This window comes from Candidatus Flexifilum breve, from assembly GCF_016713355.1.
On the sequence record NZ_JADJPI010000037.1, the window covers coordinates 1,061,695 to 1,073,421 of the forward strand.

At 57.0% G+C, this 11,727-nt stretch carries 10 protein-coding genes; all 10 read left to right on the plus strand.

Annotated elements, in window-relative coordinates:
• Nucleotides 1-57 precede the first annotated feature (57 nt).
• The 10 genes from IPK17_RS40845 (at nt 58) to IPK17_RS35640 (ending at nt 11,490) form a co-directional block, all read left to right on the plus strand.
• Nucleotides 58-843 carry a transposase gene (locus IPK17_RS40845; RefSeq protein WP_350341671.1) on the plus strand — a complete coding sequence of 262 codons (786 nt, stop codon included), beginning with the start codon at nt 58-60 and terminating at the stop codon, nt 841-843.
• 551 nt (nt 844-1,394) lie between these two features.
• Nucleotides 1,395-2,543, plus strand: coding sequence for an integrase core domain-containing protein (locus IPK17_RS35600; RefSeq protein ID WP_343422470.1), 1,149 nt, complete (start codon nt 1,395-1,397; stop codon nt 2,541-2,543).
• Nucleotides 2,544-2,840: 297 nt separating this feature from the next.
• Nucleotides 2,841-3,623 carry a helix-turn-helix domain-containing protein gene (locus tag IPK17_RS35605; protein ID WP_343422471.1) on the plus strand — a complete coding sequence of 261 codons (783 nt, stop codon included), beginning with the start codon at nt 2,841-2,843 and terminating at the stop codon, nt 3,621-3,623.
• A complete protein-coding gene (locus tag IPK17_RS35610; RefSeq protein ID WP_343422472.1) occupies nt 3,589-3,930 on the plus strand; it encodes an integrase core domain-containing protein in 342 nt (113 codons plus the stop codon). The genes IPK17_RS35605 and IPK17_RS35610 overlap by 35 nt, the downstream gene beginning before the upstream one ends.
• A gap of 11 nt (nt 3,931-3,941) precedes the next feature.
• Nucleotides 3,942-4,658, plus strand: a complete 717-nt coding sequence (locus IPK17_RS35615; RefSeq protein ID WP_343422473.1) for a hypothetical protein — start codon at nt 3,942-3,944, stop codon at nt 4,656-4,658.
• Between the two features lie 240 nt (nt 4,659-4,898).
• Nucleotides 4,899-5,723 (plus strand): ParA family protein, encoded by an 825-nt coding sequence (locus IPK17_RS35620; protein WP_343422474.1) that lies wholly within the window; start codon nt 4,899-4,901, stop codon nt 5,721-5,723.
• The gene (locus tag IPK17_RS35625; RefSeq protein ID WP_343422475.1) at nt 5,720-6,925 is read left to right on the plus strand and encodes a ParB/RepB/Spo0J family partition protein; all 1,206 of its coding nucleotides are present in this window, start codon (nt 5,720-5,722) and stop codon (nt 6,923-6,925) included. Before IPK17_RS35620 ends, IPK17_RS35625 begins: the two co-directional genes overlap by 4 nt.
• Before the next feature lie 235 nt (nt 6,926-7,160).
• On the plus strand, nt 7,161-8,795 hold the full coding sequence (locus IPK17_RS35630) for a DUF3987 domain-containing protein (RefSeq protein WP_343422476.1): 1,635 nt from the start codon (nt 7,161-7,163) through the stop codon (nt 8,793-8,795).
• 211 nt (nt 8,796-9,006) lie between these two features.
• Nucleotides 9,007-10,014 (plus strand): CHC2 zinc finger domain-containing protein, encoded by a 1,008-nt coding sequence (locus IPK17_RS35635; protein ID WP_343422477.1) that lies wholly within the window; start codon nt 9,007-9,009, stop codon nt 10,012-10,014.
• Nucleotides 10,015-10,416: 402 nt separating this feature from the next.
• Nucleotides 10,417-11,490, plus strand: coding sequence for a hypothetical protein (locus tag IPK17_RS35640; RefSeq protein WP_343422478.1), 1,074 nt, complete (start codon nt 10,417-10,419; stop codon nt 11,488-11,490).
• Nucleotides 11,491-11,727: the final 237 nt, after the last annotated feature.

Here is an 11,727-nt window from a genome sequence, read left to right on the forward strand (position 1 = left end):
AAGTCATTGAAGCTAGGAGAATGACAACAACGGAGCAAAGTTGAAGACGGTCGAAAGATGTTGGGGCGGAAAGAGCGAGTTTTTGAGACACACAAGGCACTTTGTTTAGACGATCTAGTGCCGAGTGACCACTTTTACCGACAGTTGGAAGCCAAGCTGGATTTGAGCTTTGTACGTCAATTAGTTCAAGACGGTTACGCGCAACGGAAGGGACGCCCTTCCATCGACCCCATCGTATACTTCAAACTACAACTTATTATGTTCTTTGAAGCCATCCGCTCGGAAAGGCAACTCATGGAACAAGTGAAGGTGAACCTCGCTCAACGCTGGTATCTGGGGTATGACCTAGGTGAAGTCGTACCCCACCATAGCTCGCTGAGCAGAATCCGAGACCGTTACGGGCTCGACACCTTTCAGCGTTTCTTCGAAGAAGTTGTCGAACGTTGTTGCAGGGCGGGCTTAGTTCGTGGGCACGAACTGTATTTCGACGGGACCAGAGTGCGAGCCAACGCGAGTCGGAACAAGGAAGTCCCACGTCTTCAGTGGGAAGCGCACCTGCATATGCAGGCGTTGTTTGGCTTGAAGCCCAGTAACTCGACATTAGATGAGCACGCTCGCGGGTTGGTGGCTCATTACAGCGGACAACGCAGAGTGGGATATCGTACACATACCACGCAACCACGCCAAGCAGACACCTCCGTCTGTGTGACCGACCCGGATGCTACCCCGATGTACAGCCAACCAGGACATAGTCGTTTGGGGTACCATGTGCACTATGTGGTTGACGGGGGCAAAGCGCGGGTTATCCTCGCTGCCTTAGTCACCCCCTGTATGGTGGAATAACCTCCGCCTCGGGGGGGGGCGTTGGTTGTTGTTTTTCGGCGCGGGCCCCCCGGGGGTTCCGGCCGTTTTGTGGGCTTGCGCGCCCCCCTTTTTTTGTGGGGGCCTCCCTTTCTCGCCGGGGGGGGGGGGTTTTTGGCGGGCGCGCGGGCGGGGGGGGGGGGCCCGCGCCCCCGGGCGTCCCGGGGGGCCGGTGGTCGCGGCCGCTGGGGGGGCCCGGGCTGGGGGGGGGCCCGGGGGCCGGGGCGCGGCGCGCGCGGGCCGCGGGTGCTTGGGGCTTCGCGGCCGGCGGCCGTAAGGGGGCGGGGGGGGGCCCGGGGGGGGGGGGGGGTCCGGGGCCCGGCGGCGGGGGGGGGCCCCGCCGGAGAGAGAGGGGAAAGAGAGCCCAATTCCCGGGGCCACCCCGCGATAAGGGGGGAGGGGGGGGGCTTCGCGAGCGCGGCGGATCTCCTCAGATGAGGTTGTATGGCTTTTCTGGAATAGTTCCGCGACTGGCTTCCTAACATCGTAACCCGTTAAGCTTCACGGTAGCAACCGAAGAGGGAGGAAAAACGATGGAAGCCGAATGGGAACTGGACCGCATTCGCCTGTTTCAATTACGCCGTCAGTATCCAGACTGGACCTTAGCTCACCTGGCGCACACCTTAGCACGCAGTCTGAGTTGGGTGAAGAAGTGGCTCAAACGGTTTCGGGAAGCAGAACCGCCGTCGCTGGCGATGTTTAAGAGCCGTCCTCGAGTGCCAACGAGACATCCATTTCAAGTGGTAGCGCTCGTTCGCGATGCCATCCTCAGTCTTCGTGATGAACTCAAAGCTCGCTACGGGCGGGTAGTCGGTGCCAAGCCCATTCTCTACCACCTCCATCACGACCCGGTTTTACGTCAGCGGGCGGTGTATCTACCGCGCTCAACCCGCACCATCTGGCGTATATTGAAGGAAGCAGGACGTATCCCGACGCGAGTCCACGAACATCATCCCCTTGAGCGTCCTGAGCCGATGCAGCACTGGGAGATGGACTTTGGACAGGTGAGCGACGCTCTCGAGTTTTTGTCGGTCGTCGACCGGGGAACTTCCATTCTCGTCGATACACAGACGCAGGCACACTACAACGCTGAAACTGCACTGCTGGCAGTTGCGTCTTTGCTGTTGCGCCTAGGACTGCCACGCCAACTGCGGTTTGACAATGATGCCCGGTTTGTTGGAAAGTGGCTGACCGACGGCTATCCCTCACCGCTCATGCGCTTCTTGTGCTGCGTCGGCGTTGAACCGGACGTGGTTCAACCCGGAAAACCCCAGCACAAACCATTCGTTGAACGCTCTATCCGCACCCTCAAGCACGAGTGTCTATGGGTGAACCCGCCAAAGGATTGGCGCGAGGCGGCTGACCAGTTACAAATCTACCGTGACTTCTACAACCATGAACGCGCTCACCAATCCTTAGCGTGTGGCAACCGCCCACCGAACGAGGCCTTCCCACAACTGCCAGTGCTCCCCCAATACCGGACATGGTCGACCCCGATGCTTTGGCTCACCCATTATCATCGTCGCTTGTTCCGTCGTCGGGTTGGACGCAATGGCATTATCTCCGTCGGACGATACGATTACTACGTTGGCTATGCTCATGCTGGAACCCGAGTGGGTGTCTTGCTCGATGCCACGCGCAAAGTGTTTCATGTCCTTAAGGGCGGTACGCTCTTTGTGTGAGAGGGAGATCCAAGGTCTGCTCGGGCTGCTGATGCCCTTCCAAGCGTATCTCAAGCACATGCTAGAGGAGGCGCGCACGAACTAGCCACTACCCTTCATCCTCAAGTTTCCTCCCTCAGTCTTTGCCATCTGCTCACTCAGCTCCACAACCAGCCACGATCTCAGGAAGCTAGTCGGGGAGCCATTCCAGAAAAGCCATACAACTCCGTCTGACACGGCCCGTGCCTCAACTAGAAGGGAAGATCGTGCTATGCTTCTCTCCGGTTGTTCGCTATCCGAGACGTGATCCCCTGACTGATGGTCTATCACTTCCTACTGTGTCTCACCACGCTCATCGTTGACCTGTTTGCGTCCATCCGCCTGGCGCCTGACGAGAAAGACCTGCAGATTGCGCTCCTCCGGCAGCAACTCCGCGTACTGGAGCGCAAAGTCAAGAAGAAACCGCGTCTCTCACGTCCTGAGAAGCTGATGCTTGTTGCCCTCACGACCCGTTTGCAGAGACAAACGCAGCGGTGGCAGCAGCGTTTGCGCGACACCGTGTTGCTGGTTCAACCGGAAACGGTGCTGAAATGGCATCGAGAACTGGTGTGTCGGAAATGGACGTTTCGGCGACCAAACCACGGAGGACGTCCAAAGCTAGACTCCGAGATCGAGGCGCTGATCGTGCAGATCGCGCGCGAGAACCCGCGCATGGGGTACGACAAAATCCAAGGTGAGTTGTTGAAACTCGGCGTCGTCGTTGATCCAACGACCGTCAAGAACGTCGTGCGCCGTCATCGTCTCCTGCCCGCGCCCCAACGCGGTCGGAGTTCGTGGCGGACGTTTCTGAACCACTATCGACAGCAGATGCTCGCGTGTGATTTCTTCACGGTCGAAACGCTGCATTTGCAGACGCTGTATGTCCTCTTCTTTATCGAACTGGGCTCACGTCGCGTCCATCTCGCGGGTTGCACCACCCACCCCGATACTGCTTGGGTTACTCAGCAGGCGCGGCAGTTCGTCTGGCAGTTGGACGAGTCGAGCATACCGCTGCGTTTCCTCATTCATGACCAGGATAGCAAATTCACGACCGGCTTCTGATCAGGTCTTCGTCTCAGAAGGCATTGACATTGTACGGACGCCGTTTCGAGCGCCGAGAGCGAATGCTGTCGCTGAACGTTGGGTGCGTTCAGTTCGTCAGGAGTGTCTTGACCACCTGCTGATTTTGAATCAGCGGCATCTCATCCGTGTTCTCAAGGAATACATCGATTATTACAATGTGTCTCGTCCTCATCAGGGACTCGATCAGCAAGTGCCAATTCCCAGACCACGTTCTCCACAAGGAGTCATCCGATGCCGCGATGTTCTTGGCGGCGTTCTGCACGATTACTATCGCGATGCTGCTTGAATTCCCCTCGGATGAAGTTTTTCCACCTTACAGGTGGTACGCCGTATTATCGAGTCGCAGCGGCCGGTGGCGTGAGTTTTCTGTGTTCCGAAATTGACAAGCGTGTCAGCAAGGAGTTGCAGCGTATTCAGGTTGATCCCGATTTGTTACCATTGATTCGGGCTGCATACACTTCTGATTTGAATACGAAGATCGGTGGCGCGCGCCCTGATGAACGTGCCCGCCTCGAAGCGGTCTTGAAAGCGACTGACGAAGAGGAGAACCGGACTGCGCGTCTCTATGCAGCGGGCAAGATCAGTGAAGAGATTTGGGATGCGTTGTGGGCCGAGTGGCAAGACCGGCGCAATCAGGTGCGGCGCACCCTTGAAACCCTAACGGTTAGTCAGCAGGTGCACATTGACAACTTAGACATGGCGCTGCAAATTATCGCGCGGATTGGAACGCTGTATAATGGCTTGGAGCGTAAGGATCAGAAAGAACTCTTGCGCCAAGTCGTAAGTCGGGTCGTTGTGAATGATGCCGGAAATGTATCACTGGAATTGAGAACGCCGTTTGCTTATCTGCGCGATCTGACCCAAGAAATACGGATGGTCAAGAAGCAAAGCAAGCGGGAAAAGCGGAAAAGAAAACCGACGGTATCACTACCGTCGGTTCTCTCGGAGCATGTTCGAATCAGCTCCAATCGTGCGGGAACAGCAGGAACTTATCCGAACAATCCCCTAGCTTAAATCGCTCAACTTTTATCCAACGCATTCAATTCCCCTATCACGCACATCTCGTGCGCCTCTCAACCCTACACTAGCTTCGGCTTTTGCGGTGAGAGGGAGAGCTAGCGACTCCCCCAGTCACCTTGAAGCTCGCTGCCCGTGCCAGCAAGACTCCCGGATGTCACTTTACCACACCTCCGTGAAGTCCTTGCCAGCCACAGCGAATTCGACAGTTTGTTGGGTTACTGAGAGGAACTGGTAATGACTCGTTCGTTCGTATTCACCAACCACAAAGGGGGTGTCGGGAAATCGACATCCGCCACCAACATTGCATTTGGCATCGTCAATCTGCTGCGCCGCGCCAATGCCGCCAATCCACGTGTGCTGATCATCGATACCGACTCGCAGGGACATGCGTCGCTGGTCACGACCGGACGCAAGGACTATGGCACGGACGACAGTCTGTACACCGTGCTGATGGCAGAACGCCAGAATGCGCCTCAGACGTTGATGAACTGCATCGTGCCAAGTCAGTGGGATGAAGACCTGCACGTTCTCCCCGCCTCCCCCATGCTCGAAGGCGCAGAGCGTGAGTTGATGGGCGTGGCGGGAGCGCCCTATCGTCTCGCCGATCCACTGAGCAAAATCGCCAACCAGTATGGCGCGATTGTCATCGACACGCGCCCTTCGTTCTCGCTGCTCACCGAGATGGGCTTGATCGCCGCGACGGATGCTATCATCCCGGTCGAGCCGCGTTATCTCGAAACGGTTGGTCTCACCAGCGTCATTCAGAAGATCAACGACATTCGCGAGGGTTGGCGACATCCCAACTTGCGTGTAAGTGGGCTGTTGGTGACGAAGATGGATACCCGCGTGCGCGGTCACAATCACTTGCTGGCAGAATTGAAGGGACACGCTGTCTTGGGCAAGCTGCTGCTCGGCGTGATCCCGTCGAACGAAGCCGTGTCCTACGCGCATCGCAACCATCAAAGCTTGTTCACCTACGATCCGCGCTCGTCCGCAAGCAAAGCCTACATGCAGGTGGTCGCCTCCCTCGTTCGCTATCTCTCCAAAGGTGGCGAATGATGGCACAGGCAAAGAACGGCAATACGTCGCGGATTGATGATCTGCTCGCATCGGTGACCGGTGACCTGCTGGGTGATGTGCCGCCGGTGTTCACGGACAAATCAATTCGCGTCGAGCGTATCCTGCTGGAGATGGTGCGTCCTGATCCGTTGCAACCGCGCCGTGTGCTGCCAGAGAGCATTCATCTGAATTTTCACAACAACCGCGTGACACCCACACAAGCACTGCGCGAACTGGTTCAGATCGTGCAAATTGCCGCGCGTCAGCGTGGAAGACCGTTCAACAACGTCCTCGAACTGCTGCCGAATGGGGACGATGAGCGCGATGATGAACCAGTGGTCAACCTATCTCCAGAAGAAACACTGCTGCGCGATCTGGTCAATCTGGCGATCACCATTCGCGACGATGGACAGGTCAATCCGCTGACAGTTGTCGATGTATCGCAGGGTGTGACCCGTCTCTTTCGCATTGAGACGGGTGAACGCCGTTACTGGGCGACATGGCTGTTGCGCGACTTCATCCCCGGTTACACAGGTGACGGCATGATCCCGTGCATCATCATTCCTGAAAAGCAGTCCTCGGTGTTTCGACAGGCGAAGGAGAATACCGCTCGCTCTGGGTTGACGGCGGTTGCGCTGGCACGACAAGCGGCGCTACTGCTGCTCACCGTTTATGGCTACGAGATTCCCGCCTATGCCGTCGGGAATGATTTCTACCGTCAAGCGCTAGAACTGGATTTGCGAGCGAAGCGCGAGTATACCGACATGATCCTGAGCGCGATGGGCGGGATCAAACGTGGACAGTTTAGTCATCTCAAAATTCTACTGAGACTGTCCGACGAAGCTTTAGAACTTGCTGACCGCCATAACATCGAAGAGGGTAAATTGCGCTACGTACTCAACGTAGCATCTGAGTATCATGCCGAAATTGTGCGCCAAATCATTGATTTCAAGCTTTCAATGAAACAGGTGAAAGAAATCTGCGAAGGGGATGCATTCCTTGAAACGAAAGATTCGGCAGATGATATTTCACCGTCGGCGGTGAAAGTAGCACGAGTCACCCAAAGTATCAGTGCGACGACACCACAAGAATTGGCGCGCGCCTTGATACGACAAGAAGGTGATATTGCTATCGCACGAGCACGGTTACAGGCGATGCGGAAGCTCATCAGTGAAACAGAACGTTACTTGACGGAAGAGTAAATATGTCTACACGTGTAGACATATTTGAGGACTGACTGATGACCAGAACACGCGCACCGCCGTAGAAAAAGAAAATGCCCACTGCTGATGAGGCGCGTGGGCGGCGGCTGAGGCTACACTGTGAACTCGACACTCACAATGTATCACAGCCAGCCCCCATGTGCAACTGAATTCCCACATCAAACCGTGTTTTTTAGCACGAGTTCTATTCAGTATTGCCTGGGAGCTTATCATCATGAACCTGAACGAACACGATGCGTACGCGCTGCGGCGCGCCGTATCGATGCTGGATATTCCCGTTGGATTGAGCCTCAGCCCACTCGTTGAGTCGCTGTTGGCGTCCCTCAATTGGCAGCACGATCGCACCCACTGGTCGATCTTGCAGCAGATTTTGACCCGCGATCCTGAACTGAGCGCGCAGGTCTTGCGCGTCGATCCCTACTCCCCGGTGCCGACTTCGAGTCAATCGGCAGAGGAAGCATACGTGCCGCCGCTGCCCAAGGCGGCACAGCTTACCGATAAGTTACACGCCTCCGCTGAGACGGTCGGCGGTTTTCACCGCGACTGTCTCGCGTGGTTGAGCCAGCGCTCGCCGATGACACCGCGCATCTTCTTGGAGTCGGGTCCGCTGTGGGCAGTCGGGTTGGCGGTAGCGCGGCGCTGCGTGCTGCGCTTGGGGTTCGGCGACATCTACCCGAATCTGTACTACCTGTGGGTTGCGCCGACGACCTACTACCACAAATCGACCGGGCTGAACGCGATCACCGATATGGTGCGTGACACCATGCCGCACCTGCTCTTGCCCGCGACGACTTCGCCCGAAATGCTGGTCGCCAAGCTCGCGGGCGAAAAGCCCGCCAACTACGACAAGCTGCTGCCGTTCGAGCGCAAGAACGAAGACCTCGCGGCACGCTTCGCCGGTCAGCGCGGCATCCTCATCGACGAGGCGAGCAAGATGCTCATTCCGAAGAAGTACATGGAAGGACACACCGAAACGATGATGGAAATGTTCGACGCACCCCGTCGTTTGGAACGTGAGTTACGGGGCGATGGCAAGCTGATCGTCTACAACCCGGCGCTGGCGATGATCGGCGCGACCACGCCCGCGCGGTTGGGACGTTACATCACCGACAGCGAGTGGGAGGACGGGTTGATGGCACGCTTCCTCTGCCTGACCCCGACGGAGCGCGAGATCAAGTGCGTGCTGAACGGACACAACCTCGACACGCACGAGTTTCCGTCCGATCTGAAAACGCGGCTGCTGCGGGTTTACAACGCCTTCCCGATGCCGCCGGACGAGTTCGCACTCCACGATCTGGATGAACCGGTCAAGCATCCCGCCATCGGCGCGACGATGGAACCGGCAGTCTTTGACCTGTTCAACGCCTACTACGCCGCGCTGCACGACATGACTGATCCCCGTCGCAACCTTGATGATCGACTGCGCGGCAACTATGGACGTTTCTCGACGATGGCGCTCAAGCTGGCGCTAATTTTGGCAATTATGGATTGGACGGACGAAGGAATGCCCAACACGCCGCGCCTCACAACAGCGCATTGGGCGCGGGGACAGATGCTCGCTGAAGAGTACCGCACATCGGTGCATCGCCTGCTCGACGAGCTGAGCATCGGTGTGGACGTGAAGAACGAGAAGAAGGTGCTGGACTTCATCGCGCGCCATGGGGAACGACCGCCATCTGCGCGGGACATTCTGCGTGGTGCCGGGGTGAAATCGCGCAAGGAAGTGGACGCGACGCTGGCAGCCCTGATCGACGATGGGGTGATCGAGATTGCCGAGCGCAAAACCAGTGGGCGGAGCGCACGGGGTTACCGGGTCACTCACGCCGAACTTTCGTCAGAAGCGTCATGACGAAAGTTGAGCGAAGGGGGAACTTTCGTCGAGCGAGTCATGACGAAAGTTTCTCTCGTGCAGGGAAGTGAGCCACATGAAAAGAGTTTGCTTTCCCTCAGTTTCTCCCGTGACAACGAACTTTCGTCAGCAGCAATGACGAATGACGAAAGTCGAAACTTCTGACTTTTGACATCTGGCAAAAGCACTGACGAAAGTGGAGGTGAGCAGCATGATCGATGTCGAAAAACTCAAAGCACAGCTCGACCTGCGCCAGCTTGTTGAGCGTGACCTCGGCAAACCGCGCTTTCGTGGGCGAGATTATGTCGCGTTCAAATGTCCGCTGCACAGCGAACACAAAGGCTATTCACTGGTGGTCTATGCCCACCACTGGCGCTGTTTTGGCAAGTGTGACGCCGGCGGCGACGCCATCGCGTGGGTGCAGCACTACCACCAGCTCACCTTTCATGAGGCGTGTGAACGGCTGGCAAACGGGGATCTCCCGCAGATCGAAACGCTGAACACCGTGCGCCGTGCGCCCGAACCGATCGCGCAGCCGCCGGATGCGACGTGGCAGGTGAAAGCGCGACACATTATAGATGAAGCGTGCGCTCGATTATGGTCACCGGAAGGGCAGCGCGCGTGGGGTTATCTGATCTGGGAGCGCGGCTTGAGCGAAAAGATCATCGAACTTGCTCAACTGGGGTATCTCCCCGGCGCGCCGACGGCGTGGCGTGAGATAGAAGGCTTGAATGTGCCGTGCGGCATCCTCATCCCCTGGGTGGTCGAGGATGCGATCTGGGGGATCAAGGTGCGCCGGGCGGCGGGCGAGCAGCGTTACCAGCAGGTGAGTGGCGGCAACATTCGCGGCTGCCTGTATCTGGCGGATCGTATTCTGCCACGAACGCCGCTCATCATCACTGAAGGCGAATTCGACGCGCTGATCGCCTGGCAGGTTGGCGGCGACTTCGCGCGGGCGGCGGCAATCGGCAGCGCCAGTCATGCCCGCATCGACCGCCGTTGGTACGGAGCGCTGTTGGGCGTCCCGCGCGTGATCGGCTGTATGGATGCCGACGCAGCCGGCGCAGGCGCGGCGGCACAGTTAGCGACGCTCTCCGGGGCAGTGAAGTGCGTGCAGGTGCCGAGCGGCAAAGATCTGAGCGAGTTCTATCAGCAGGCAGGCGAAAACAGAGTGAAGGAATGGCTTCAAACCGTGATCAATGGAGAAGTGAGATCATGACAATTCAAATCGTGACCGCAGGACGCAGGGATGTAGACGACTTTTTCAAACGGAGCGATGTGTTTACCGCAGAGAGGATTCATTCTCCAAGCTATGATTTATCATCTTATGCTGTGCTTGCTTGCGCTGATCTTCAACATGCCTTCAGCCTACCGAATGGCGCCGGACGGGAAAGATTTGCAACGTGCGATCATCGGGAAGCCGTTTCGTGTGCTGGAGCGTCGAGCGAGGCAGAGCCTATGCTGACACTCCTCGAACAGGCAAACAATGGGGGATCGCAACGCGATGTGCAACGCGATTATGAAATTCCCATCTTAAGCTTAAACCGTCCTCATCTGCCACGCCTATCATTCGCCCCAATAACCTTACTTCTCGTAAGCATCCACGCAGAAACGGTACTGTATGACGGCTCTGACCCCAGTTGAGAACACGACTCCACCAGCAGCGCGCGAAGTCTCTGACCGCACCGCGCTCACTCTCGGCATCTGGTTTACAGTGTTCATCAGCTTGGCGATTGTGGCGCTCGGCGTCTGGTTGACACGCTTTGAGTTAGCCACGCCGGACCTCAGCGACGGCTTTTTTTATGAGTGGCAGCTTGCCACTCCGAACTTCTGGAACGCTGCGACCGCGTGGATTGGCTTTGCACTCCACAACCTGCTGATCTGGGGCACGACCTGGTGGGCACAAGAACGCTACAGCAAATATACGGGTACGCTTCGCCCTGCGAATTATTGGGCACTAGCGATCAATGCGGTGTTCATCGTGCTGCATTACGTGCAAACGGCGGTCTTTTATGACGGGATCGCACAGGACTTGCCAAGCTGGACGGCGCAGTTCACGGTGATCATGATGCTGTTTGTGATCCTTGCGATGGAAAACCGCCGCCGGGGGATGGTCTTCGGCAAAAAGATCAACTTCCGCAAGGAGTTCTACGGCTGGCTGCGGCGCTATCACGGCTACGCCTTCAGCTTTGCGGTGATCTTCACCTTCTGGTTTCACCCGATGGTTCCCACGTTCGGGCATGTTTTCGGCTTCGTGCATGTGATCCTGGTCATGCTGCAAGGTTCCTTGATGTTCACGCGGACGCATCTTGATCGGAAGTGGAATTTCTTGCTGGAGATCATTGTGCTGCCCCATGCCGCGATGGTTGCACTCGGTCAAGGGACGGGGATCGTCTACATGTTCCTGTTCGGCTTCCTGACGATTTTCATCGTCACGCAGATGCACGGTTTGGGACTCAAAGCGTGGGTGAATTATCTGTTTGGCGCGGGCTACTTGCTGTCGATCCTGTTCACGTATCTTGTGCTGCGTGCCCCGTATCAAGCCAATGAGATCATCCGCATTCCGGCCATCGAATACCTGATGGTGTTCCTGATGTACGGTTTTTGGTGGTTGGGTGCGCGTCTGCTCGGTCAATTTGGTGGAAAGGCCCTCCTGCAAAAAGCGTGGCAAGAAGGCGAACCTCAAGCGACGTGAACGGTGCGCCAGATTCAGGGAGGGGAAGGGGAGAGCTTGCACGCTCACGACCGTGAATCTGCCTGACTCTTCCCTCCAATAAGGTTTTTCCACCGTACAAGGGTTTTTTGCTACTACAAGGCTAAGGTATCTCTTCTTCTTGCCCCACTTCGGTCCCACTTATATTCATGGTTTACAATCTCAACATCTTCATTGTAGTGACGAGCATCGTCTGACTGGAACAACGGCTGGAATCGT

Bases quoted from the DNA above. Each gene is read 5' to 3' on its own strand.
- IPK17_RS35620 (WP_343422474.1), top strand. From the start codon at position 4,899: ATGACTCGTTCGTTCGTATTCACCAACCACAAAGGGGGTGTCGGGAAA.
- IPK17_RS35610 (WP_343422472.1), top strand. From the start codon at position 3,589: ATGACCAGGATAGCAAATTCACGACCGGCTTCTGATCAGGTCTTCGTC.
- IPK17_RS35630 (WP_343422476.1), top strand. From the start codon at position 7,161: ATGAACCTGAACGAACACGATGCGTACGCGCTGCGGCGCGCCGTATCG.
- IPK17_RS35640 (WP_343422478.1), top strand. From the start codon at position 10,417: ATGACGGCTCTGACCCCAGTTGAGAACACGACTCCACCAGCAGCGCGC.
- IPK17_RS35625 (WP_343422475.1), top strand. From the start codon at position 5,720: ATGATGGCACAGGCAAAGAACGGCAATACGTCGCGGATTGATGATCTG.
- IPK17_RS35600 (WP_343422470.1), top strand. From the start codon at position 1,395: ATGGAAGCCGAATGGGAACTGGACCGCATTCGCCTGTTTCAATTACGC.
- IPK17_RS35615 (WP_343422473.1), top strand. From the start codon at position 3,942: ATGAAGTTTTTCCACCTTACAGGTGGTACGCCGTATTATCGAGTCGCA.
- IPK17_RS35635 (WP_343422477.1), top strand. From the start codon at position 9,007: ATGATCGATGTCGAAAAACTCAAAGCACAGCTCGACCTGCGCCAGCTT.
- IPK17_RS35605 (WP_343422471.1), top strand. From the start codon at position 2,841: ATGGTCTATCACTTCCTACTGTGTCTCACCACGCTCATCGTTGACCTG.
- IPK17_RS40845 (WP_350341671.1), top strand. From the start codon at position 58: ATGTTGGGGCGGAAAGAGCGAGTTTTTGAGACACACAAGGCACTTTGT.